The sequence below is a fragment of the Bradyrhizobium sp. MI1.7 genome, from assembly GCF_055811795.1.
The window spans coordinates 25,067-47,595 of record NZ_JBVVPO010000054.1 but is presented as its reverse complement, the minus strand read 5'-3'; the positions used below and the strand labels follow the sequence as shown (position 1 = coordinate 47,595).

Genomic DNA, 22,529 nt, shown 5'->3' with positions numbered 1-22,529 from the left:
CGTGGAGAGATCACCCCACCCCGCTACGCATTCCGCTTCGCTTCATGCGTAGCGACCCTCCCCCTCCAGGGGAGGGTGGCCAATACCGTGAGACTTCAGCTCAACCAGAACTTCGGCGTCGCCGGCTCCAGCCGGCCGCCGACGCGCACCGGCGCAATCTTTAGCGCAAGGCCCGTGGCATCATCCGTCTCGACCGCAACGCCGCTGAGCGTTGCAACGCCAGCCGCCGGCTCGAACCGGCCGGAGGGAATCCCCGACGTGAAGCGCCGCAGCGGTTCTTCCTTCTGCATGCCGATGATGGAATCGTAATCGCCGGTCATGCCGGCGTCGGTCATGTAGGCCGTGCCGCCCGACAGGATCTGGTGGTCGGCGGTCGGCACATGGGTGTGGGTGCCGACGACGAGGCTGGCGCGGCCGTCGCAGAAGAAGCCGATGCCCTGCTTCTCGCTGGTCGCCTCGCAATGGAAGTCGACGACGATGGCGTCGGCGGCAACGCCGAGCGGACAGGCACCAAGCTCGCGCTCGAGCGCGGCGAAGGGATCGTCGAACGGGGTCATGAAGACCCGGCCGAGCGCGTTGACGACGAGCGCGTGCTTGCCGTTCTTGGTCTCCACCAGCGCGGCGCCGCGGCCGGGCGTGCCGCGCGGGTAGTTCGTGGGCCGCACCAGGCGTTCGGCGCGCTCGATGAACACCAGGGCTTCACGCTGGTCCCAGGAATGATTGCCGAGCGTCACCGCATCGGCCCCGGCATCGAGAAACTCCTGATAGATCGCTTCCGTGATGCCGAAGCCGCCGGCGGAATTCTCGCCGTTGACGACGACAAAATCGAGCGACCAGTCCTTGACCATGCCGGGCAGATATTCGGCGATGGCGTTGCGGCCGCTACGGCCGACGACATCACCCACGAAGAGAATGCGCAACTTCAGAACTCCGGAAATCGAACACGTCCGATTCCGTTAGCACATAATCCAGCGCGACGTCGTGCGATAGTGCCGGAACCGCCTTGATCTCCTGCGCTGCAAAAGCAAGCCCGATGCCGACGATCTGCTTGGTCTTGCGCAGATGCGCGAAGGTGTGGTCGTAGTGCCCCGCGCCATAGCCGATGCGATGGCCGAGACGGTCGAAGGCCGCGAGCGGCGTCAGCATGATGTCGGGGATGACTTCGGCCGCGGCCGGCGACGGCTCGGGAATGCCGAGCGGGCCGAGCATCAGGCGGTCGTTCGGATGGAAGATGCGGAAGATCAGCGACTGGCCGCGGGCGGTGACGCAGGGCAGCGCGAGCCTTGCGCCCGCCTCGGCGAGCGCCTTCATCAGCGGCAGCGGATCGATCTCGCTGCGGATCGGGGAATAGCCGGAGACGATGCTGCCGGGCAGGAGCGGGAACGGCAGCCCGCGCTTGGCGAGCTTTGCGGCGGCGGCGGTGCGCTTCTTCTCGCTCAGCGCATCGCGCGCCGCGAGGGCTTTGGCACGGAGTTCGGCTTTCGAATTGGACATGCGCTTTGGTCCCCCACGTCATCACCCACCTTGTGCGCCCTTGCGCACCGGGGCGGGTGATCCAGTATTCCAGAGGCGGTGGTGATTCACACAAAGGCTGCGGCGTACTGAATGCGCCGGGCAAGCCGGAGCATGACATCTACCGAGCTGGCCGCAGTCGTTTCGACAAGCACAAACCAAGCAAAAAAAGTGCGAAGCCGCGAACGCCGTTGAAGCACTCGATCCCGGAGTTCCCTACGAAAGTAGGTGGGCACCATATGTCCGAGCCCACGGGCCCGGCCAGGGACAGTTCCCTAAAGGATCGATAAGGCCCCGGGGATATATGGCTCCTGACGCACGTCGCAGCCTCGCCCGCGCAATGTAACAACGATACTGACGAACCGCCAGCCCAACGGGCGGTCCGCCCAAAATCAGCCGATCGCGATCCCGTTGCCCACCGTCCGGTTCAGGACCTGGGTCGACTTCTCGATGCGCTCGGCGGCGGCGTTGAGCGCATTCACCACGGCGGTCTGGGTCATCCGGGCGCGCTCGACGGCGGCATTGCGGAAATCCCTGAGCTCAGTCAGCTCCTGCTCCATGGTGCGGACGCGGTTGCCAACGTCGACCAGCTCGTCGCAGACGGTCAGCGCCGCCATCACGGTGAGCCTGGCATCACCGATCTCGCCGAATTTTCCGCGCAGCGACTGAATTCGCGTCTCCAGGCTTTCGGCGAGCTTGAGCAGCCGCACCTCCTGGCCCTCCTCGCAGGCCATGCGGTATTGCCGGCCGTTGATGGTGACGTTGATGTGGCTCATCCGTCCTCTCCGGTATCGAGCACCGAGCGTATCGTGACGATTGCGGAATCCAGCCGATCGGAGATTTCGCGATTGGTGCGCTCGAGCTTGCGCGCCTTCACCAGCGCGCCGTCGAGCTCATCGGCAAGCCGCGAGCGATCCGCGCCCAGTGCCTGGATTCGCGCCGCGAGCTCGTTCTCGTCGCGATCGGCATCGCGCCGCCGCTCCACCGCGCTTTCGAGCGCGTCGAGCGCCGCCATGAGTCTGCGGGTCGCGATCTCGATCTCGACGGCCGAGGACTCCGTCATGGCAGAGCTGTTTGAAACGCGATCGTTCATGCAGTCAGCGGCGGAACCTGTGGCCTTGCCCGTGGGGCTTGCCGTCCGGCAAAAGACTCGGTTCGGCAAACGGTTAGAAGCAGAAATTTACGTGGCAAGCTAGCGGAGCGCAACGCCGCCGCGAAACTATGCACTGCTAAGCAACTTTTACGGCCAAACCGACGTTTGATTGCCTTGGACTCCCGGAACCGAGGTGCTATCCCAGCCCAACCTTCCGTGGCCGCCAGGCTCCCCCCACGCGGCCCGCACCACCGCCAAGCGCCTCATTTCAGACGGATTTCAGACATGACGCAAGTCGACCACAACCGCATGGCCAACGCGATCCGTGGCCTCTCGATGGACGCTGTCGAGAAGGCGAAATCGGGCCATCCCGGCCTGCCGATGGGCGCCGCCGACGTCGCCACGGTGCTGTTCACGCAATTCCTGAAATTCGACGCCACTGCCACCGACTGGCCCGACCGCGACCGCTTCGTGCTCTCGGCCGGCCACGGTTCGATGCTGCTCTATTCGCTGCTGTATCTGACCGGCAATGCCGACATGACGCTGGATCAGCTCAAGCAGTTCCGCCAGCTCGGCGGCTTGACCCCGGGCCATCCCGAGAACTTCCACACCAAGGGCATCGAGACCACCACCGGCCCGCTCGGCCAGGGCATCTCGACCGCGGTCGGCATGGCGCTCGCCGAGAAGATGCTGGCCGCCGAGTTCGGCAAGAAGATCGTCGACCACCACACCTATGTGCTCGCCTCCGACGGCGACCTGATGGAAGGCGTGTCGCAGGAAGCGATCGCGATGGCCGGGCACTGGAAGCTCGGCAAGCTGATCGTGCTCTACGACGACAACGGCATCTCGATCGACGGCCCGACCTCGATCTCCGATTCCGTCGACCAGGTGAAGCGCTTCAAGTCCGCGGGCTGGGCCGCCGAAAAGATCGACGGCCATGACCAGGCCGCCATCGCCGCTGCGATCACCCGCGCGCAAAAATCCAACAAGCCGACGCTGATCGCCTGCCGCACCACCATCGGCTTCGGCGCGCCGCACAAGGCCGGCACCGCGAAGGCGCATGGCGAGGCGCTCGGCGCCGACGAGCTCAAGGCCGCCAAGGAAAATCTCGGCATCTCGCTCGAGCCGTTCTCGGTGCCGGATGACGTGCTTAAGGCCTGGCGCGCAGCCGGCAGCCGCGGCGCGGCGGCACGGCAGGAATGGGAGGGACGGCTCGGCGAGCTCGGCAGCCGCAAGCGCGCCGAGTTCGAGCGCCGTCTGCGCCACGAGCGTCCGGCCTCGCTCGCGAAGGCCGTGCGCGCCTACAAGAAGGAGCTGCTGGAAAAGCCGATGACCGCGGCGACCCGCAAATCCTCGGAAGCGGTGATCGAAGTCATTGCCGGCGCGATGCCGATGGAATTCCTCGCCGGCTCGGCCGACCTCACCGGCTCCAACAACAACAAGGCGAAGTCGGCCACAGCTTTCTCGGCCAAGACGCCAAAAGGCCGCTTCATCCATTACGGCATCCGCGAGCACGGCATGGCGGCTGCGATGAACGGCATCTTCCTGCATGGCGGCTTCGCGCCGAACGGCGCGACCTTCCTGGTGTTCACCGACTATGCGCGACCCGCGATGCGCCTTGCCGCGTTGATGGGCGCCGGCGTCGTCTACGTGATGACGCACGACTCCATCGGCCTCGGCGAAGACGGCCCGACCCACCAGCCGGTCGAGCATCTCGCCGCACTTCGCGCCATTCCGAACATGCGCGTGTTCCGCCCCGCCGACTCCATCGAGGTCGCCGAGTGCTGGGAGCTTGCGCTCAATCGTATCGACGGCCCGACCGTGCTGGCGCTGACGCGTCAGAACCTGCCGCAGCTCCGCACCAATGCGCCGAACGACATTCCCTGCGCGGCCGGCGCCTACGAGCTGGTCGCCGCCCAGGGCGAAGCCAAGGCAACGCTGTTCGCTTCCGGCTCCGAGGTCGAGATCGCGGTCGCCGCCCAGAAGCAGCTCGCCGAGCGCGGCATCGCGTCACGGGTGGTCTCGGTGCCCTCGCTCGAGCTTTTGTTAGCGCAACCAGAAGCCAAGCGTGCCGAGATCATCGGCAACGCGCCGGTGAAGGTCGCGATCGAGGCCGCAGTGCGCTGGGGCTGGGACGCCGTGATCGGCCAGGATGGCGATTTTATCGGCATGCATTCGTTCGGCGCGAGCGCGCCGGCGAAGGATCTTTACAAGCATTTCGGCATTACCGCCGAGGCTGCGGTTAACGCTGTGCTGAAGCGCGTTAGCTGAGAGTTGAGCTTGCCAAAAAAAAGGACTACGTAGTCTCTCATATGATCAAGCATCGCCCGGCCGAACCGGGCGTCCGCCCTAAAAAACCCTCGCAGGCGCGCTAAGCGCGTTGTGCGGGATGATCGGGGTTATCGAACACGTCATTGAACGGTCATAAGGAGATGAAACATGGCAGTCCGCGTCGGAATTAACGGTTTTGGCCGCATCGGCCGCAACATCCTGCGGGCTATTGCCGAGTCCGGCCGCAAGGACATTGAGGTCGTCGGCATCAACGACCTCGGCCCGGTCGAGACCAACGCGCATCTCCTTCGCTTCGACAGCGTCCATGGCCGCTTCCCCGGCACCGTGACCGTCGATGGCGACTCCATCAACCTCGGCGGCGGCAAGATCAAGGTGACCGCCGAGCGCGATCCCTCGAAACTGCCCTGGAAGGATCTCGGCGTCGACATCGCGATGGAATGCACCGGCATCTTCACCGCGAAGGACAAGGCCTCCGCGCATCTCACCGCCGGCGCCAAGCGCGTGCTGATCTCCGCGCCCGCCGACGGCGCCGACGCCACCATCGTCTACGGCGTCAACCACGACACGCTCACCAAGGATCACCTGGTCGTCTCCAACGGCTCCTGCACCACCAACTGCCTCGCGCCGGTCGCCAAGGTGCTGAACGACCTGGTCGGCATCGAGACCGGCTTCATGACCACGATCCACGCCTACACCGGCGACCAGCCGACGCTGGACACGCTGCACAAGGATCTCTACCGCGGCCGTGCGGCGGCGATGTCGATGATCCCGACCTCGACCGGCGCGGCGAAGGCAATCGGCCTCGTGCTCCCGGAACTCAAGGGCAAGCTCGACGGCGTCTCGATCCGCGTGCCGTCCCCGAACGTCTCGGTCATCGACCTCAAGATCGTCGCCAAGCGCGCCACCGACGCCAAGGAAATCAACGCGGCGATGAAGCGGGCCTCCGAGCAGCAGCTCAAGGGCATTCTCGGCTACACCAATCAGCCGAACGTCTCGATCGACTTCAACCACGATCCGCACTCCTCGACCTTCCACGAGGACCAGACCAAGGTGCAGAACGGCACGCTGGTGCGTGTGATGTCCTGGTACGACAACGAGTGGGGCTTCTCGAACCGCATGGCGGACACCGCCGTCGCGTTCGCGAAGGTGATCTAACTCCGCTCTCGTGTCCCGGATGCGATGCAGCGTGAAACGCTGCGTCGCAGATCCGGGACCCATGTCCCTCCAGCGTAGGTCCCGGCTCTGCACGGCGGCACTCCGCGCCGCTATGCGCCCGGGACAAGAGAGTGTCCGATGACCAACAAATTCCGCACCCTCGACGACGTCGATGTGAAGGGCAAGCGCGTGCTGCTGCGCGTCGATCTCAACGTGCCCATGGACAACGGGCGCGTCAGCGACGCGACCCGGCTCGAGCGCGTTGCGCCGACCATCACCGAAATCTCGGACAAGGGCGGCAAGGTCATCCTGCTCGCGCATTTCGGCCGGCCGAAGGGACGCGACCCCAAGGAGTCGCTCAAGCCGGTTGCCGAAGCGCTGTCGAAAGTCGTGAACAGGCCCGTCGCCTTCGCCGACGACTGTGTCGGCGAGCCCGCGGCCACGGCCGTGGCTGCGTTGAAGGATGGTGACATCCTGTGCCTGGAAAATACCCGCTTCCACAAGGAAGAGGAAAAGAACGATCCCGCCTTCGTCGCGGAGTTGGCAAAACTCGGCGACATCTGGGTCAATGACGCCTTCTCGGCCGCGCACCGCGCCCATGCCACGACCGAAGGCCTCGGCCACAAGCTGCCGGCCTATGCCGGCCGCACCATGCAGGCCGAGCTCGTCGCGCTGGAGAAGGCGCTGGGCTCGCCGACCAAGCCCGTCATCGCGATCATCGGCGGCGCCAAGGTCTCGACCAAGATCGATCTGCTCGAAAACCTCGTCACCAAGGTCGACGCGCTCGTGATCGGCGGCGGCATGGCCAACACCTTCCTGCACGCCCAGGGCGTTGGGATCGGCAAGTCGCTGGCCGAGAAGGATCTCGCCGCGACGGCGATCCGCATCATGGAGAAGGCGGAAGCCGCCAATTGCGCGATCATCCTGCCGGTCGACGCCACCGTCGCCTATCATTTCGCGGCGAACGCGCCCTCGCATGCCTACGGGCTCGATGCGATCCCGGCCGACGGCATGATCCTCGACGTCGGCCCGCAATCGATCGCGCGTGTCCACGCCGCCATCGACGACGCCGCCACGCTGGTCTGGAACGGACCGCTCGGCGCCTTCGAGATGCAGCCGTTCGACCGCGGAACGGTGTCGGCCGCCAAGCACGCCGCCGAGCGCACCAAGGCCAAGAAGCTGATCTCGATCGCGGGCGGCGGCGACACGGTCGCGGCCCTCAACCAGGCCCATGTGGCCGGTCAATTCACCTATGTCTCGACCGCCGGTGGCGCATTCCTTGAATGGATGGAAGGCAAGCCCCTTCCCGGCGTCGAAGTTCTGCGCACCAAGTAATCAGTCGGCCTTTTAAGTCGGCCTTGCAGGCCCAAACCGGAGAAAAAGACAGATGGCTCGGATCACGTTACGTCAATTGCTCGACCATGCAGCGGAGAACGATTACGGCGTACCGGCCTTCAACATCAACAACATGGAGCAGGCGCTGGCGATCATGGACGCCGCCAACACGGTCGACGCGCCCGTCATCATCCAGGCCTCGCGCGGTGCGCGCTCCTACGCCAACGACATCATGCTCAAGCACATGATGGACGCGGTGACCGAGATCTATCCGCACATTCCGGTCTGCGTGCATCTCGACCACGGCAACGAGGCCGCGACCTGCATGACCGCGATCCAGGCCGGCTTCACCTCGGTCATGATGGACGGCTCGCTCAAGGCCGACGGCAAGAGCCCGGCCGACTGGACCTACAATGTCGGCGTCACCAAGACCGTGACCGACATGGCCCATCTCGGCGGCATCTCGGTCGAGGGTGAGCTCGGCGTGCTCGGCTCGCTCGAAACAGGCATGGGCGACAAGGAAGACGGCCACGGCGCCGAAGGCAAGCTGAGCCACGACCAGCTCCTGACCAATCCGGACGAGGCCGTGAAGTTCGTTCAGGAGACCAAGGTGGACGCGCTCGCGATCGCGATGGGCACCTCGCATGGCGCCTACAAATTCACCCGCAAGCCCGACGGCGACATCCTCGCCATGAAGGTGATCGAGGAGATCCACCGCAAGCTGCCGAACACGCATCTCGTGATGCACGGCTCCTCGTCGGTGCCGCAGGACCTCCAGGACATCATCAACGAGTTCGGCGGCAAGATGAAGCCGACCTGGGGCGTTCCGGTCGCCGAGATCCAGCGCGGCATCAAGAACGGCGTGCGCAAGATCAACATCGACACCGACAACCGCATGGCCATGACCGGCCAGATCCGCAAGGTGTTCAAGGAGCACCCGGAAGAGTTCGACCCGCGCAAGTACCTGAAGCCGGCGATGGAAGCGATGACCAAGCTGTGCAAGCAGCGGCTCCAGGAGTTCAATACCGCAGGCCAGGCCTCCAAGTTCAAGAAGGTCCTGCCCCCCGCCGAGATGGCCAAGCGCTACGCCAAGGGCGAACTCGATCCGAAGGTGGCGTGATCTATCCCTCCCTCTCCCCGCTCTTCGCGGGGAGAGGGTCGGGGTGAGGGGCTCGCTCCGCGAATTGTGCCCTATCGATAGACCTGTACCCCCTCACCCGGATTTTACGCTACGCGCAAAATCCGACCTCTCCCCGCAGGCGGGGCGAGGTGAAGGGGCGCCCAGCCCGCTCTTTTTCGCCCAACTGACCTCCCGCCCCTTTACCCTGCGACGAACGTTAACTCGGCAATTGCCCGAGAACGGTCTATTTTCACAGGCAAGGGCAGCATCGTTTTGGGAGGACCTCTCGATGAATCTGACTGAGCTCAACAGGATCGCGACCGCCATGGTCGCGCCCGGCAAGGGCATCCTTGCCGCCGACGAATCCTCCGGCACCATCAAGAAGCGATTTGACGCGATCGGGGTGGAATCGACGGAAGGCAATCGCCGCGACTATCGCGAGATGCTGTTCCGCTCCAGGGAGGCCATGAGCCAGTACATCTCCGGCGTGATCCTCTATGACGAGACGATCTGGCAAGACGCGAAGGACGGCACGCCACTGGTCAAGCTGATCGAACAGAGCGGCGCCATCCCCGGCATCAAGGTCGACGAGGGCACGCAAGCCCTGCCGATGTGCCCGGGCGAGCTCGTCACCGTCGGGCTCGACAAGCTCGCCGAACGCCTGAAGAAATATTACGAGCGCGGCGCGCGCTTCGCCAAATGGCGCGCGGTGATCGATATCGGCAGCGGCATTCCGTCGATGACCGCGATCGGCGCCAACGCCCATGCGCTGGCCCGCTACGCAGCGCTGTGCCAGGCCGCGCAGATCGTGCCGATCGTCGAGCCTGAGGTGCTGATGGACGGCGATCACGACATCGACCGCTGCTATGAAGTGACGACCCGCGTGCTCAACAAGACCTTCCAGGAATTGCGCGTGCAGCGCGTTGCGCTCGAAGGCATGGTGCTGAAGCCGAACATGGCGATCTCGGGCAAGAAGTGCGCGAAGCAGGCTCCCGTCGAGGAAGTCGCGGAGAAGACAATTCGGCTGCTGAAGGCCTGCGTGCCCGCGGCCGTGCCCGGAATCGCCTTCCTCTCCGGCGGCCAGTCGGACGAAGAGGCGACTGCGCATCTCAACGCCATGCATAAGCTCGGGCCGCTGCCCTGGGGCCTGACCTTCTCCTACGGCCGCGCGCTGCAGGCCGCGCCGCAGAAGGCCTGGTCCGGCAAGGCCGAGAATGTCGCAGCCGGCCAAAGTGCATTCAGCCATCGCGCCCGGATGAATGGTCTGGCGTCCAAGGGCGAATGGCAAAGCAGCCTGGAAAAGAAAGCAGCCTAGATCTTGTCGAACAAATCGCCTCCGCCGCGCCCGGCGCCGCGTCTCTATCTCGCGACGCCTGCCGTCGATGATCCCGCTGCGCTCGTCGCCGAGCTGCCGGGCCTGCTCGCTGCCGCCGACGTCGCGGCCGTGCTGCTGCGGCTGAAGGAGACCGACCAGCGCACCATGATCACGCGCATCAAGGCGCTGGCCCCACCGGTCCAGAAGGCGGGCGCCGCGCTGCTCGTTGAAGGTCATGCCGAACTGGTCGCACGTGGCGGCGCCGACGGCGCGCACCTGCCCGGCATCGCCGCGCTGAAAGAGGCGCTGCCATCGCTCAAGCCCGATCGCATCGCCGGCGTCGGCGGGCTGACGACGCGGCACCATTCCATGGATGCGGGCGAGATAGGCGCGGACTACGTGCTGTTCGGCGAACCTGATGCAAAGGGCCAACGCCCGTCGTCCCAGGCGATCGCCGAGCGGCTGGACTGGTGGGCCGAGCTGTTCGAGCCGCCCTGCGTCGGCTTTGCCACCTCGCTCGAAGAGGCGCACGACTTCGCCGCCAGCGGCGCCGATTTCGTGCTGGTCGGCGATTTCGTCTGGTCCGATCCGCGCGGTCCCAAGGCCGCGCTGATCGAGGTCGACGCTGAGATCAAGAAGGCCCATGCGGCTGCGCTTGCGGGTCAGGAGCACGGCTAGCGCCCGACATGAAGCTCCCGCGCATCACCATCCTGGCCACGCTGCTGCTGACGGCGCCCGCGGCCGCGCAGCTCCAGATCACGCCGCCGGTGGCCACGCCTGGCGCTGTGCCTGAGAAACAGAAGCCCAAGCCGCCTCCGGCCGCCAAGAAGAAGGAGGCCGCGCCGGCGCCAAAACCTTCGGCCTCGCCCAAGCCGGCCGCCTCGCCCAAGCCGGCGCTGCCCGCAACCGTGATCCCCGCACCGGCAACCGACAATCCCAATGTCGATCTGGTGTTCGGCGCCTATCAGCGCGGCCAGTACAAGACGGCGTTCGATCTCGCCACCGCCCGCGCACAAGCAGGCGATCCCAAGGCGATGACCATGCTCGGCGAGCTCTATTCCAACGCCATGGGCATCCGCCGCGACTACGCCAAGGCGCTGGAATGGTACAAGCGCGCCTCCGATGCCGGCGACCGCGAGGCGATGTTCGCGCTCGCCATGCTGCGAATTTCCGGCCGCGGCGGCTCGGTCGACAAAAGCGAGGCGGTGAAGCTGATGGCGTCCGCCGCCAAGCTCGGCGAGCCCAAGGCGGCCTATAACCTCGCGCTGCTTTACCTCGACGGCCAGACCCTGCCGCAGGACGTCAAGCGGTCCGCCGAGCTGCTGCGTCAGGCCGCCGATGCCGGCCTGCCAGAGGCGCAATACGCGCTGGCGACCTTCTACAAGGAAGGCACCGGCGTGCCGAAGGACCCGGAACGCGCGGTGCGGCTGCTCCAGGCGGCTTCACTGGCGGACAATGTCGATGCCGAGGTCGAATATGCCATCGCCATGTTCAACGGCACCGGCACGGTGAAGAACCAGCCGGCCGCCGTCGCGTTGCTCCGCAAGGCCTCCCGCCAGGGCAGCGCGATCGCGCAGAACCGCCTGGCCTGGGTGCTGATCAACGGCATGGGCACGTCCGTGGACAAGGTCGAGGGCTTTAAATGGCACCTGGTGGCGAAAACCTCCGGCAAGGGCGATCCGGAGCTCGACAAGCAATTGTCCGACCTGCCGGCCGAGGACCGGGGCAAGGCCGAGGCCGCCGCCAGAAAATGGCTCGGGACCAAATGACTTGACGCAAAGGCCCTCGCAGGGCACCCCATCCTTCAAACAGGCGCGATTTCGCGCCATTTCCCCCGATCAAGACCAGAGCACATGCTGTATTCCGCCACTATCAACGTCATGGTCAAGGCCGCGCGCCGCGCCGGCCGCAGCCTCAAGCGCGATCTCGGCGAGATCGAGCATCTCCAGGTCTCGCTGAAGGGGCCGGCCAATTTCGTCTCGCTCGCCGACAAGCGCGCCGAGGAGATCCTCTACCAGGACCTCGCCAAGGCCCGCCCCGGCTACGGCTTCATCGGCGAGGAAGGCGGCACCCGCGAAGGCAGCGACAAGAGCCACACCTGGATCGTCGACCCGCTCGACGGCACCACCAACTTCCTGCACGGAATCCCGCAATTCGCGATCTCGATCGGCCTCGTGCGCGAGGGCACGATCATTGCGGGCGTGATCTACAACCCCGCCAATGACGAGCTCTACATCGCCGAGCGCGGCAAGGGCGCCTTCCTCAACGACCAGCGCCTGCGCGTCGCCGGCCGCCGCCAGCTCAACGAATGCGTGGTGGCCTGCGGCCTGCCCCATATCGGCCGCGGCGACCACGAGGAATTCCGCCGCGAGATGACCGCGATCCAGGACCGCGTCGCAGGCCTCCGCCGTTTCGGCGCCGCCTCCCTCGACCTGGCCTTCGTCGCCGCCGGCCGCCTCGACGGCTACTGGGAGCGCAATCTGCAATCCTGGGACATCGCCGCCGGCATGATCATGGTGCGTGAGGCCGGCGGCACGGTGAGCGACATCTCAACGCCGGGCGACGCGCTGGTGACCGGCCACGTCGTGTGCGGCAACGAGTTCGTGCACGGGGAGCTGGTGAAGATTTTGCGGAAGTAGGCTTAGGGCGAACCCTACGCTTCACACTCCGCCGTCATCACCCGCCTTGTGCGCACTTGCGTACTGGAGCGGGTGATCCCGTATTCCAGAGACGTTTGTTGGATACGGAAGGGCCGCGGCGTACTGGATGCCCCGCCTGCGCGGGGCATGACAGCTCGCCTTATGGCTTCGCCGGCGCGGGCGGCCCATACGTCTCGCCGGCCTTCGCGGCCTTCGGCTCCCTGTCCCCGGCCAGCACGCGCTGTACCGAGACGAAGAACACCGGCACCATCAGCAGCGCCAGGATCACCACCGCGATCATGCCACCCATCACGATGCTGCCGAGCGCTTGCTGGCTGGCGCCGCCGGCGCCATGCGCGATCGCCATCGGCAGCACGCCGCAGATGAAGGCAAGGCCGGTCATCAGAATCGGGCGGAAGCGCAGACGGCAGGCCTCGATGGTGGCTTCCACCAGCGGCTTGCCTTCTTTCCGCAGATCCTTAGCGAACTCGATGATCAGGATCGCGTCCTTTGCCGCGAGGCCGATGATGGTGATCAGGCCGACGGTGAAATAGACGTCGTTGGGCAGGCCGCGCAGCATCGCCGCGGCCACCGCGCCGACGATGCCGAGCGGCACCGTGAGCAGCACCGCGAGCGGAATGGTCCAGCTCTCGTAGAGCGCGGCAAGACACAGGAACACCACGAACACCGACAGCGCCAGCAGGAACGGCGCCTGCGACCCCGACAGCTTTTCCTGGAGCGACTGTCCGGTCCATTCATAGCCGAAGCCGCGCGGCAATTTGCTGGCAAGCCGCTCCATCTCGGCGATCGCGTCGCCCGAGGTGAAGCCGGGTTTCGCCTCGCCGGAGATGCGCACTGCGGGATAATAATTGAAGCCCGCGATCTGCGTCGGGCCGCGCGCCCATTCGACCGTGGCGAAAGAGGAGAACGGCACAAGCTGGCCACGACTGTTCTTGACGTTGTAGTTGAGGATGTCCTCGGTCCGCATGCGGTCGCGGGCATCGGCCTGCACCACGACGCGCTGCATGCGGCCGCGGTTCGGGAAGTCGTTGATGTAGTTCGAGCCGAGATTGGTCGAGATCGTGTTGTTGATGTCCTCGAAGGTGACGCCGAAGGCGCCGGCCTTCTCGCGGTCGATCACGAGATTGACCACGCCGGCCTCGGGCAGGCCCTCGATATAGACCTTCTGAAGCACCGGGCTCGCATTGGCCTCCGCGATCAGCTGGTCGGCGGCGCGCATCAATGCCGGATAGCCTTTCTGGCCGCGGTCCTGGAGGCGGAACGAGAAGCCCGAGGAGTTGCCGAGATTGTCGATCGGCGGCGGCTGGAGCGCAGAGATCTTTGCATCGCGGATCGACGACGACAGATCGCGGTTGATGTCGTTGACGATCGCGGCGGCGGAGTCCTTCGGCCCGCGCTCCGACCAGTCCTTCAGCGTGATGAAGGCTTGCGCGGTGTTCATGCCCTGCCCGGAGAAGCTGAAGCCGGTGAGGAAGGTGACATCCTTCACACCCGGCCGCTCGGCGAGATATTTCTCGACCTTCTCGATGACGGCCTCGGTGCGGGGATACGACGAATCCGACGGCGTCTGCACGTCGGTGGTGACGAAGCCCTGGTCGTCGATCGGCAGGAAGCCGCCGGGCAGGCTGACGAAGGCCCAGGAGAGACCAACCAGCAGCGCGACATAGACCAGCATCAGGCGGCCGGTCCGCTTCAGCGAGAAGCCGACTGTGCGGGAATAGCCCTCCTTGCCGCCTTCGAGCATGCGGTTGAACCAGCCGAACACGCCCCGCTTCGCATGGCCGTGGCCGGCCGCGACGGGCTTCAGAATCGTCGCGCACAGCGCCGGCGTCAGCGACAGCGCGAGGAAGGCGGAGAAGCCGATCGCAGCGACCATGGTCACCGAGAACTGGCGGTAGATGATGCCGACCGAGCCGGGGAAGAACGCCATCGGCACGAACACCGCCATCAGCACCAGCGTGATGCCGATGATGGCGCCCGATATCTGCGCCATCGCCTTCCGCGTCGCTTCCTTCGGCGGCAGGCCTTCCTCGGACATGATGCGCTCGACGTTCTCGACCACGACGATGGCGTCGTCGACGAGGATGCCGACCGCGAGCACCATGCCGAACATCGAGAGCATGTTGATGGAATAGCCGGCGAGCAGCAGCGTGGTACACGCGCCCAGCAGCGCCACGGGCACCACGATGGTCGGAATGATGGTGTAGCGGATGTTCTGCAGGAACAGGAACATCACCACGAACACCAGCACCACGGCCTCGACCAGCGTCGTCAGCACCTTCTTGATCGAGGCCTCGACCACGGGCGTGATGTTGTAGGGGATCTCGTAGGAGATGTTGGCCGGGAAGAAGCGCGACAGCTCCTTCATCTTCTCCTCGACCGCGCTCGCGGTCGCCAGCGCGTTGCCGGTCGGCGACATCAGCACGGAGAGGCCCGCGGTCGGCTTGCCGTTCAGGCGCGTGTTGAACTGGTAGCTGAGGCCGCCGACCTCGATGCGTGCGACGTCGCGCAACCGCACGGTCGAACCGTCGGCATTGGCGCGCAGGATGATGGAACCGAATTCGTCGGGGGACGAGAGCTGGCCCTTGACCAGCACCAGCGAGGAGGTGCGCTGGCTCGAGGTCGACGGCTCGGCGCCGATGCTGCCCGAAGCGACCTGTGCGTTCTGCGCGGCGATCGCCTTGTTGACGTCGTCCGCGGTCAGCCCGTAGCCGACCAGCTTTGCCGGATCGACCCAGACGCGCAAGCTGCGCTCGGTCGAATAGAGCGTGGCGCGGCCGACGCCGGGGATGCGGCGGATCTCGCCGAGCACGTTGCGGATCATGAAGTCGCCGAGGCCGACTTCGTCGAGGCTGCCGTCGGTCGAGTTCAACGTAATGATCTGGAGCACGGCGCTCGAGGCTTCCTCGATCAGGATGCCCTGCTGGATCACCGCGCGCGGCAGCCGCGCTTCGACGCGCTTGATGCGGTTCTGCACCTCGACGGAGGCGGCGCTGGTATCGGTGCCCGGCTGGAAATTGGCGATGATCTCGACCTGGCCGAGCGAGTCGCTGGTCGATTCGAAATTGAGGATGCCGGAGGCGCCGTTGAGCTCCTCCTCGATCAGCCGGGTGACGCTGTTGTAGAGGTTTTCGGGCGAGGCGCCGGGATAGCTGGTCGAGATCGAGATCGAGGGCGGCGCGATGATCGGATATTGCGCGATCGGCAGCAGCGGAACCGCGATCGCGCCGATCAAGCAGATGAACAGCGCGACCACCCAGGCGAAGATCGGCCTGTCGATGAAGAAACTCGCCATGGCGCGTTACCGCGTCAGCTTCTGGGCGTGCCGATTGTCCGCGGTGGCGTCCGCTTCCGACCAGGATTGCGGCTTCACCTTGTCGCCGGCCGCGAACTTCTGGAAGCCTTCGACCACGACCTTGTCGCCGGCCTTCAGGCCCTCGGTCACGAACCAGAGTCCGTCCTGCACCGACCCGGTGCGGACCGGTTGCACGGCGATGTGGTTGTCGTCCTTGACGACGAACACCTCGCTGCCGCCGCCGCCATTGCGCTGGATCGCCTGCTGCGGCACCGCGATCGCGTCGCTGTCGAGTCCCTGGTCGATGCGGACGCGGACATACATGCCCGGCAGCAGCTCGCGCTTGGGATTGCGGAATTCGCCGCGCAAGGTCACCTGGCCGGTATGGGCATCGACCTTGGCATCGGAGAACAGCAGCTTGCCGTCGAGCGAATAAAGGGTGTTGTCGTCGAGCACGAGGCGCACCTTGGCGGCATCGGCCGCGATGCGCTCGAGGTCGCCGCTCTCGAAGGCGCGGCGGAGCTGGTTGAGCTCGGTCACCGACTGGGTGAAGTCGGCATAGATCGGATCGAGCTGCTGGATGCTGGCGAGGTTGGTCTCGTTCTGCACCGCGAGCGCACCCTCGCTGACCAGCGCCGCACCGACGACGCCGTCGATCGGCGCGCGCACGGTGGCATAGTCGAGATTAAGTTTGGCGCGCGCGAGTTCGGCCTTGCGGCCTTCGACCTCGGCATGGGCCTGACGCTCGGCCGCGATCGCCTTCTCGTTCTCGGCTTCCGGGGCAGCGCGATCCTTGGTGAGGGTGGCGATGCGGTGCGCCTGCTGCCTGGCCTGCATCAACCCGGCCTCGGCCTTGGCGACGGCCGCCTCGGTGGCCATCACCTCGACCTCGAACGGACGCGGATCGATGCGATAGAGCGCATCGCCCGCCTTCACCTCGCTGCCCTGACGGAACAGGCGCTCGACGACGATGCCGGAGATGCGCGGCCGCACGTCGGAGACGCGCGTCGGCGCGATGCGGCCCGGCAGCTCGCGCACCACGGCGCGCGGCTGAGGCTTGACGATGACGATGCTGACGTCAGGATCGGCGGGCTGGGCAGCGGACACCGCAGAGACGGATTCGTCGCAGCCCGCGAGCAGCGGCGTAAGGGCCGCGAGCATGATTGCAACGCATGCCGATCGCGCGCGAAGTCCTGACATGAAGTTAAGTGCCCCGATGTTGTTGAAACTGAAATCATGCTCCGCGCGAGCCCGTTCTGGGCGATTCCATGCGGCTGATGCCGTCAAGATAGAAGGTACTTGCTGCGACGCAACGCATTGCGCGGGCGGCTCAATGCCACATGAGCTATCGTGCTGAGTTCAGGGCGCTTTTCGGGACTCACCGGATTGTGAGTCGGGTTCCATCACCGCGAGCTGCGACAGAAGATCGCAACGGATCGTTACGAGGGTGTGTACCCATAAAGACGATCAAAGCGTTATGCGCGTGATCCGAAGCCGACGTCACCCGCGAGAGCAACGCTCGCTCGACTAATGTCGGCCGGCTTCAGCCTCCTGCTCTAACTGCAAGATCCGTGCTCGTAGCGTGTCAAAGGTTTCTTCGGCAGCCTCGCTAAACAGCGGGTCCTCATGATTGATTGAAGCAGAAGCGATCTCGGTCCAATCCTGAGGCTCTAAAGCCTTGAGGGCGGCAGGAAAGAAATCACGATCTTCCATCATGATGTGACGCCGCTCGCTCTCTATGAAATCGCGAACGACCTTGTCCACATTTTGCCGCAGGATTTCACGATCCGCGAGGACGTAATCGACCGCTTGAGCGACGCGGCGCAAACGCTCGGTCCCCTTCTGGTGCTCAAGTGTGAGGTTACCGATCTTTGCAGCCGCAGCGGGATCGCGACGTTTTAGCTTGGCGAAGACCAGCTCCTCAAGAGGATGATGGTACATCTCGGGATAGAGTTCGAAATAGCTGATAACCGCGCGAATAACTTCGTAGTCAGGGCGGTCCCCGCGATCGAAAATTTCCAGCTCGCGCTCGAGGACGGCGAGCAGTGTCTCGATATTGCGATGTTCTCGGGACAAGCGCTCAATGATCATTGCAGCCTCCAATGAAGTCATTGAGAAAAAATTACATTAGCGTGAAAACATTTCAGCGCTTTGCGCTAGATCAAACCCGGGCCGGAAAGGGAAAAGACGTTATGTCATTGACCAGGGGTCAGTGGGTCACAATGGCTTTCCTGAGGCATTCAGATGTGTTGGCGCCGCGCAGCCTCATCACATTCACCCGCCTTTTGGACCCAACCCGGACCTCTGGCGAGGTCCGCTATCGCGCCTATCAGGGGCGCCGCGAACCTCATACCCTTCCCTGATCTTCGGCGCGAAATTGACGTGTACGCGCCCTAACCCGCCTTCATCCGGTAGTGGCTGACACCCCATTCGCTGCCATCGGCGTAGCCGAACAGCCCTGATGTCGCGAGGAAGAACCAGCGCCAGCGTCGCATCCACAAAGCGGTCTCCTCGCCATGGACGCTGCGCAGGGACGCTTCGATCGTGTCGCGATGCGCATCGAAATTAGCGAGCCAGTCGTTCGCGGTGCGCCGATAGTGCGTTCCGCTCCAGCACCATTCCTTCTCGATCCTGAAGACGTCGCCGAATTGCCTGACGAGGTGATGGCTCGGCATCAATCCATCCATGAAGACATGCTGCGCGATCCAGTCCTCGCGATTGGCACGGTCGAACAGATGAGAGCCGGAACGATGGGTGACGATGTGCATGAAGAAGCGCCCGTCAGGCGCGAGCCAGGACCGCACGCGCGTCATCAGCTTGCGCCAGTTCATCATCTGCTCGAACATCTCGACCGAGACGATGCGGTCGAACTGCCCATCGGGCGCGAACACGTTCATGTCCGCCGCGACCACGCGCAGGTTCAACAGCCCGCGCAGCCGCGCCTGCTCCTCGACATGGGCGCGCTGGGCCTGCGAGTTCGACACCGCCGTCACCTTCGCGTGCGGGAACCGCCGCGCCATCCACAGCGACAGCGAGCCCCAGCCGCAGCCGAGCTCGAGGATGGTCTGGCCGTCGGCGAGACCGGCGTGCTCGACGGTCTGGCGCAGCGCCTCCTCCTCCGCCTCCTGCAGCGTGCTCGCATCGGACTTGTAGAAGCAGGACGAGTAGTTGCGGTTGGGCCCGAGCACCTCCGCAAAGAACGCCGCGGGCACCTCGTCATGCCCGGCATTGACGGCACCCGCGTCCCCGGCGATCGGCCGCAGGATCATCCGCCCGGCGAAGGCGGCATCGTCGGCCGCACCCAGCGCGGCCATGCGCGTCGCCGTGCGCGAGCACAGGCGCTGGATCGCGGCGCGGATCACGACGTCCGGCAGCGGCACGCGTTCGGCAGTCCCGAAGATCGCGGAAACGACGCTCATGCGATCACTCCGTTGATCAGGTCTCGTTGTGGCGGCTGCGAAAGGAACGGACAGGTTCGGGCGTTGCCACCCGCCCGGCGGGCTCTGAGATCAAGACAGCATCGACCGCCCCGCAGATGCTGCCGCGCCACCCAGGCGAGCGCCATCCGGACCGCGAGCAAGAGCGCGATGACTGCCACTCCCCAGGATTCGTCACCATGCAAAAATCCGACCTAAGCCTGCGGAATGCCGAAGTTTTGCAAATTACGCCTCTATCAAAGCGCGGTTTCAGCTTTGGGTTCCGGGAGCTCTCCACGAAATCGGCACATCCGGCGCTTTTTTTGGGCTACCGCTGTGCCATAGTGCGCCCCGCAAGCAAGTTCGTAACGGATGATACCGGCCATGCCGCCAGGCGCCTCGCACCGCTCCCCCATTGATATCGAATATACCAAGCTATCCTCACCCAGCGTTTTCCTGGTGCGGATGCTGGTCTTTCTGGTGCTGTGCACCCTGGTCGGCGTGGTGCTCTACAAGCAGATCATCCTGGCCTTCTTCGCCAATCCCGGCCTCAATGCCCTGATCGGCGGCGTGCTGTTCATCGGCATCATCCTGGCTTTCCGGCAGGTGATCCGGCTCTACCCCGAAGTCTCCTGGGTCAACAATTTCCGCATCGCCGATCCCGGCCTGGCGCCGTCCCGGCACCCGAAACTGCTGGCGCCGATGGCCATGATCCTCGGCGGCGAGCGCACCGGGCGGATGACGATCACCCAGACCACCATGCGGCACCTGCTCGATTCGATCGCGACCCGCCTGGACGAGGCCCGGGACATCTCCCGCTACATGACCGGCCTGCTGGTCTTCCTCGGTCTGCTCGGCACCTTCTGGGGCCTGATCGAGACGGTCGGCTCGGTCGGCAAGGTGATCGACGGGCTCAAGGTCGGGGGCGATTCCGGCGCCCTGTTCGACACGCTGAAGGAGGGCCTCGCCGCCCCGCTCGGCGGCATGGGCATCTCGTTCTCGAGCTCGCTGTTCGGCCTCGCCGGCTCGCTGATCCTCGGCTTCCTCGATCTGCAATCGAGCCAGGCCCAGAACCGCTTCTACACCGACCTCGAAGACTGGCTCGCCACCACCGTGCGCGAATATGGCCACGGCGAGGTTGCGGTCGCAGCCGGTGGCGGCGGCGGCGTTGCCAGCGGCGAGCTCCAGGCCGCCGTCGAGCGCTTACGCTCCGTGCTCGAGGAAGGCAGCGCCAGCCGCGGCACCACGGCGGCAATGGCGAGCCTTGCCGAAGCCATCCAGGCGCTGGTCTCGCACATGCGGACCGAGCAGCAGATGATCCGCGAATGGGCCGACGGCCAGGGCGAGCAGAACCGCGAGATCCGCCGCCTGCTGGAGCGCATCGCGCGCCAGCCTGAGAAGGGTTGAGGACACGACGAAGGTTTCGTGCCCCGGACGCGATGCAGCACGAAGTGGTGCATCGCTGAGCCGGAGCCCAGAGCCTTCACCGAGACAAATGGGTCCCGGCTCTGCGCAGCAGCGTTTCACGCTGCAGCGCGTCCGGGACACGAGAGTGGAGATCGACGACATGGCTCTAGCCCGCGGCCGCCGCAGCGAAGCCGGCTTCAACTACTGGCCCGGATTCGTCGACGCGCTGTCGACGCTGGTGCTGGCGATCGTGTTCCTGCTGTCGGTGTTCCTGGTCGTGCAGTTCTTCCTGTCGCAGGAGGTCACCGGCAAGGACAAGGCGCTGGAGCAACTCAACGCCAAGATCGCCCAGCTCAACGAGCTCTTGTCGCTGGAGAAGCTCGGCAAGCTCACGCTGGACGACCAGGTCTCGCAATTGAAAGCGGGCCTCGCCTTGGCCGAGACCGAGCGCGATCGCATCAAGGGGCTCTATGACGGCCTCGCCGCCGCCGGCAACGACGCCCAAGGCAAGTCCACCGAGCTCGGCAAGGCGCTGGACTCGGAGAAGGCGGTGTCGGCGCGGGCGCTGGCGCAGATCGAGGTGCTGAACCAGCAGATCAGCGCGCTGCGGCGGCAACTGGCGGCGCTGGAAGAGGCGCTCGACGCCAGCGAGAAGCGCGACAAGGAATCGCAGAACCGCATCGCCGATCTCGGGTCTCGCCTGAATGTTGCCTTGGCGCAGCGCGTGCAGGAATTGTCGCGTTATCGCTCGGAGTTCTTCGGCCGCCTGCGCACCATCCTCGGCAACCGCCCTGACATCCGCATCGTCGGCGACCGCTTCGTGTTCCAGTCCGAAGTGTTCTTCGACACCGGCCAGGCGACCTTGCTGCCCGAGGGCCGCGCCGAGCTCGACACATTGGCGACCGCGCTGATCGATCTCGACAAGAAGATCCCGAACGAAATCCCCTGGGTGCTGCGCGTCGACGGCCACACCGACGTGCGCCCGGTCAGCGGTGCGAACTTCAAATCGAACTGGGACCTGTCCGCGGCGCGCTCGATCTCGGTGGTGCAGTATCTGATCTCGCTTGGTGTGCCCGCCCAGCGCCTCGTCGCCGCCGGCTTCGGCGAATTCCAGCCGCTCGACGCCGCCAACACGGAAGAAGCCTACAAGCGCAACCGCCGCATCGAGCTGAAGCTGACGGAGCGGTAGTGAGCGCCCTCCACCTCCGCCCCTACCACCCCGAGGACGAAGCCGCCGCGATCGACCTCTGGCATCGCACCTGGCAGCAGGCCTATCCGCAGATCGATTTCGCCGCGCGGCTGGACTGGTGGGGCGAGCGCTGGCGCAAGGATCTGGTGCCGAAAGCCTCGATCGTCGTCGCCGAAGCGGACGGCGTGCTGACCGGCTTCGTCACCATCGACGGCGAAGGCTATCTCGACCAGCTCGTGGTCGATCCCGCGCACTGGGGCTCGGATGCGGCCAGGCTGCTGGTGGATGAGGCCAAGCGCCTGTCACCGTCAGGCGTCACGCTGCTCGTCAACAAGGACAATGCCCGCGCCATCCGATTCTACGAGCGCAACGGCTTCGCGCATGCCGGCGAGGATTTGAACCCGACCTCGGGACGGCCAGTGCTGAAGATGACTTGGCGGGCGTGACGAGGTTTGCTGCCGACCCCCCTCAGCTGTCATGCCCCGGCTTGCCGCCTTCGCTGAAGCTTCGGCGTGCCGAGCGCTCGTGTGGGCCTCGGCGTAGCCTTGGCGGAGCCGGGACCGGGGCATCCAGTACGCCGCGACTTCTCCGAATCTCACTGCTGTCTCTGGAATACTGGATCGGGCCGGGGGGGGGGGGGGGGGGGGCGGAAAAACCCCCCCCCCCCCCCCCCCCCCCCCCCCCCCCCCAGCAACCCCCCCCCCCCCCCCGAGGAGCCCGGGGCCGCCACCCCCCGCGGC

General features: G+C 65.4%; 20 protein-coding genes and 1 other RNA gene. 12 read left to right on the top strand and 9 right to left on the bottom strand.

The genetic code is table 11. The annotated features are described in order from the left end of the window. Positions 1-95 precede the first annotated feature (95 nt). From AC0L3X_RS34750 to AC0L3X_RS34730, 5 genes are all read right to left on the bottom strand, one after another. A complete protein-coding gene (locus AC0L3X_RS34750) occupies positions 96-920 on the bottom strand; it encodes a TIGR00282 family metallophosphoesterase (RefSeq protein ID WP_028150900.1) in 825 nt (274 codons plus the stop codon). Continuing rightward, complete coding sequence (locus tag AC0L3X_RS34745; protein WP_166079786.1) at positions 898-1,494, bottom strand: 5-formyltetrahydrofolate cyclo-ligase; 597 nt, start codon at positions 1,492-1,494, stop codon at positions 898-900. The genes AC0L3X_RS34750 and AC0L3X_RS34745 overlap by 23 nt, the downstream gene beginning before the upstream one ends. Before the next feature lie 190 nt (positions 1,495-1,684). Continuing rightward, positions 1,685-1,845: non-coding RNA, 6S RNA (gene ssrS / locus AC0L3X_RS34740), on the bottom strand. A gap of 59 nt (positions 1,846-1,904) precedes the next feature. Next, positions 1,905-2,288, bottom strand: a complete 384-nt coding sequence (locus tag AC0L3X_RS34735) for a cell division protein ZapA (RefSeq protein WP_028150902.1) — start codon at positions 2,286-2,288, stop codon at positions 1,905-1,907. Further along, positions 2,285-2,605: a DUF4164 domain-containing protein gene (locus AC0L3X_RS34730; RefSeq protein WP_020608063.1), complete on the bottom strand. Its 321-nt coding sequence runs from the start codon at positions 2,603-2,605 to the stop codon at positions 2,285-2,287. Before AC0L3X_RS34730 ends, AC0L3X_RS34735 begins: the two co-directional genes overlap by 4 nt. On the opposite strand from AC0L3X_RS34730, the gene AC0L3X_RS34725 reads away from it, so the two are divergent. The 9 genes from AC0L3X_RS34725 (at position 2,574) to AC0L3X_RS34685 (ending at position 12,461) form a co-directional block, all read left to right on the top strand. Continuing rightward, complete coding sequence (locus tag AC0L3X_RS34725) at positions 2,574-2,708, top strand: hypothetical protein (protein WP_256376459.1); 135 nt, start codon at positions 2,574-2,576, stop codon at positions 2,706-2,708. The genes AC0L3X_RS34730 and AC0L3X_RS34725 overlap by 32 nt on opposite strands. A gap of 182 nt (positions 2,709-2,890) precedes the next feature. Continuing rightward, complete coding sequence (gene tkt, locus AC0L3X_RS34720; protein WP_063981027.1) at positions 2,891-4,876, top strand: transketolase; 1,986 nt, start codon at positions 2,891-2,893, stop codon at positions 4,874-4,876. A gap of 168 nt (positions 4,877-5,044) precedes the next feature. Then, positions 5,045-6,052: a type I glyceraldehyde-3-phosphate dehydrogenase gene (gap, locus tag AC0L3X_RS34715; RefSeq protein ID WP_063981026.1), complete on the top strand. Its 1,008-nt coding sequence runs from the start codon at positions 5,045-5,047 to the stop codon at positions 6,050-6,052. 138 nt (positions 6,053-6,190) lie between these two features. After that, on the top strand, positions 6,191-7,387 hold the full coding sequence (locus AC0L3X_RS34710; RefSeq protein WP_063981025.1) for a phosphoglycerate kinase: 1,197 nt from the start codon (positions 6,191-6,193) through the stop codon (positions 7,385-7,387). 52 nt (positions 7,388-7,439) lie between these two features. Beyond that, entirely contained in the window at positions 7,440-8,507 is a 1,068-nt protein-coding gene (gene fba / locus AC0L3X_RS34705; RefSeq protein WP_063981024.1) for a class II fructose-bisphosphate aldolase, read from the top strand. A gap of 289 nt (positions 8,508-8,796) precedes the next feature. Beyond that, positions 8,797-9,822 carry a class I fructose-bisphosphate aldolase gene (locus AC0L3X_RS34700; RefSeq protein WP_063981023.1) on the top strand — a complete coding sequence of 342 codons (1,026 nt, stop codon included), beginning with the start codon at positions 8,797-8,799 and terminating at the stop codon, positions 9,820-9,822. A gap of 3 nt (positions 9,823-9,825) precedes the next feature. Next, complete coding sequence (locus tag AC0L3X_RS34695) at positions 9,826-10,500, top strand: thiamine phosphate synthase (RefSeq protein ID WP_063981022.1); 675 nt, start codon at positions 9,826-9,828, stop codon at positions 10,498-10,500. Positions 10,501-10,508: 8 nt separating this feature from the next. Beyond that, positions 10,509-11,591, top strand: coding sequence for a tetratricopeptide repeat protein (locus AC0L3X_RS34690; RefSeq protein ID WP_063981021.1), 1,083 nt, complete (start codon positions 10,509-10,511; stop codon positions 11,589-11,591). 84 nt (positions 11,592-11,675) lie between these two features. Next, positions 11,676-12,461 (top strand): inositol monophosphatase family protein, encoded by a 786-nt coding sequence (locus AC0L3X_RS34685; protein WP_063981020.1) that lies wholly within the window; start codon positions 11,676-11,678, stop codon positions 12,459-12,461. Positions 12,462-12,621: 160 nt separating this feature from the next. On the opposite strand, the gene AC0L3X_RS34680 is transcribed toward AC0L3X_RS34685, so the two are convergent. From AC0L3X_RS34680 to AC0L3X_RS34665, 4 genes are all read right to left on the bottom strand, one after another. After that, a complete protein-coding gene (locus tag AC0L3X_RS34680; RefSeq protein WP_063981019.1) occupies positions 12,622-15,777 on the bottom strand; it encodes a multidrug efflux RND transporter permease subunit in 3,156 nt (1,051 codons plus the stop codon). Positions 15,778-15,783: 6 nt separating this feature from the next. Further along, positions 15,784-16,977 (bottom strand): efflux RND transporter periplasmic adaptor subunit, encoded by a 1,194-nt coding sequence (locus AC0L3X_RS34675; protein ID WP_187387919.1) that lies wholly within the window; start codon positions 16,975-16,977, stop codon positions 15,784-15,786. A gap of 327 nt (positions 16,978-17,304) precedes the next feature. Beyond that, entirely contained in the window at positions 17,305-17,868 is a 564-nt protein-coding gene (locus tag AC0L3X_RS34670) for a hemerythrin domain-containing protein (RefSeq protein WP_063981018.1), read from the bottom strand. 302 nt (positions 17,869-18,170) lie between these two features. After that, positions 18,171-19,196, bottom strand: coding sequence for an SAM-dependent methyltransferase (locus tag AC0L3X_RS34665; protein ID WP_063981017.1), 1,026 nt, complete (start codon positions 19,194-19,196; stop codon positions 18,171-18,173). Between the two features lie 381 nt (positions 19,197-19,577). On the opposite strand from AC0L3X_RS34665, the gene AC0L3X_RS34660 reads away from it, so the two are divergent. The 3 genes from AC0L3X_RS34660 (at position 19,578) to AC0L3X_RS34650 (ending at position 22,235) form a co-directional block, all read left to right on the top strand. After that, entirely contained in the window at positions 19,578-20,600 is a 1,023-nt protein-coding gene (locus AC0L3X_RS34660; protein WP_063981016.1) for a hypothetical protein, read from the top strand. A gap of 160 nt (positions 20,601-20,760) precedes the next feature. After that, positions 20,761-21,789, top strand: a complete 1,029-nt coding sequence (locus AC0L3X_RS34655; RefSeq protein ID WP_473317151.1) for a peptidoglycan -binding protein — start codon at positions 20,761-20,763, stop codon at positions 21,787-21,789. Beyond that, on the top strand, positions 21,789-22,235 hold the full coding sequence (locus tag AC0L3X_RS34650; protein WP_063981015.1) for a GNAT family N-acetyltransferase: 447 nt from the start codon (positions 21,789-21,791) through the stop codon (positions 22,233-22,235). The genes AC0L3X_RS34655 and AC0L3X_RS34650 overlap by 1 nt, the downstream gene beginning before the upstream one ends. Positions 22,236-22,529: the final 294 nt, after the last annotated feature.

What these genes read in the sequence shown, in the direction of transcription:
- AC0L3X_RS34745 (WP_166079786.1), bottom strand. Translation starts at nt 1,494, where the DNA reads ATGTCCAATTCGAAAGCCGAACTCCGTGCCAAAGCCCTCGCGGCGCGC.
- AC0L3X_RS34735 (WP_028150902.1), bottom strand. Translation starts at nt 2,288, where the DNA reads ATGAGCCACATCAACGTCACCATCAACGGCCGGCAATACCGCATGGCC.
- AC0L3X_RS34725 (WP_256376459.1), top strand. Translation starts at nt 2,574, where the DNA reads ATGGCAGAGCTGTTTGAAACGCGATCGTTCATGCAGTCAGCGGCGGAA.
- AC0L3X_RS34730 (WP_020608063.1), bottom strand. Translation starts at nt 2,605, where the DNA reads ATGAACGATCGCGTTTCAAACAGCTCTGCCATGACGGAGTCCTCGGCC.
- tkt (WP_063981027.1), top strand. Translation starts at nt 2,891, where the DNA reads ATGACGCAAGTCGACCACAACCGCATGGCCAACGCGATCCGTGGCCTC.
- gap (WP_063981026.1), top strand. Translation starts at nt 5,045, where the DNA reads ATGGCAGTCCGCGTCGGAATTAACGGTTTTGGCCGCATCGGCCGCAAC.
- AC0L3X_RS34710 (WP_063981025.1), top strand. Translation starts at nt 6,191, where the DNA reads ATGACCAACAAATTCCGCACCCTCGACGACGTCGATGTGAAGGGCAAG.
- fba (WP_063981024.1), top strand. Translation starts at nt 7,440, where the DNA reads ATGGCTCGGATCACGTTACGTCAATTGCTCGACCATGCAGCGGAGAAC.
- AC0L3X_RS34700 (WP_063981023.1), top strand. Translation starts at nt 8,797, where the DNA reads ATGAATCTGACTGAGCTCAACAGGATCGCGACCGCCATGGTCGCGCCC.
- AC0L3X_RS34690 (WP_063981021.1), top strand. Translation starts at nt 10,509, where the DNA reads ATGAAGCTCCCGCGCATCACCATCCTGGCCACGCTGCTGCTGACGGCG.
- AC0L3X_RS34685 (WP_063981020.1), top strand. Translation starts at nt 11,676, where the DNA reads ATGCTGTATTCCGCCACTATCAACGTCATGGTCAAGGCCGCGCGCCGC.
- AC0L3X_RS34680 (WP_063981019.1), bottom strand. Translation starts at nt 15,777, where the DNA reads ATGGCGAGTTTCTTCATCGACAGGCCGATCTTCGCCTGGGTGGTCGCG.
- AC0L3X_RS34675 (WP_187387919.1), bottom strand. Translation starts at nt 16,977, where the DNA reads ATGTCAGGACTTCGCGCGCGATCGGCATGCGTTGCAATCATGCTCGCG.
- AC0L3X_RS34670 (WP_063981018.1), bottom strand. Translation starts at nt 17,868, where the DNA reads ATGATCATTGAGCGCTTGTCCCGAGAACATCGCAATATCGAGACACTG.
- AC0L3X_RS34665 (WP_063981017.1), bottom strand. Translation starts at nt 19,196, where the DNA reads ATGAGCGTCGTTTCCGCGATCTTCGGGACTGCCGAACGCGTGCCGCTG.
- AC0L3X_RS34660 (WP_063981016.1), top strand. Translation starts at nt 19,578, where the DNA reads ATGCCGCCAGGCGCCTCGCACCGCTCCCCCATTGATATCGAATATACC.
- AC0L3X_RS34655 (WP_473317151.1), top strand. Translation starts at nt 20,761, where the DNA reads ATGGCTCTAGCCCGCGGCCGCCGCAGCGAAGCCGGCTTCAACTACTGG.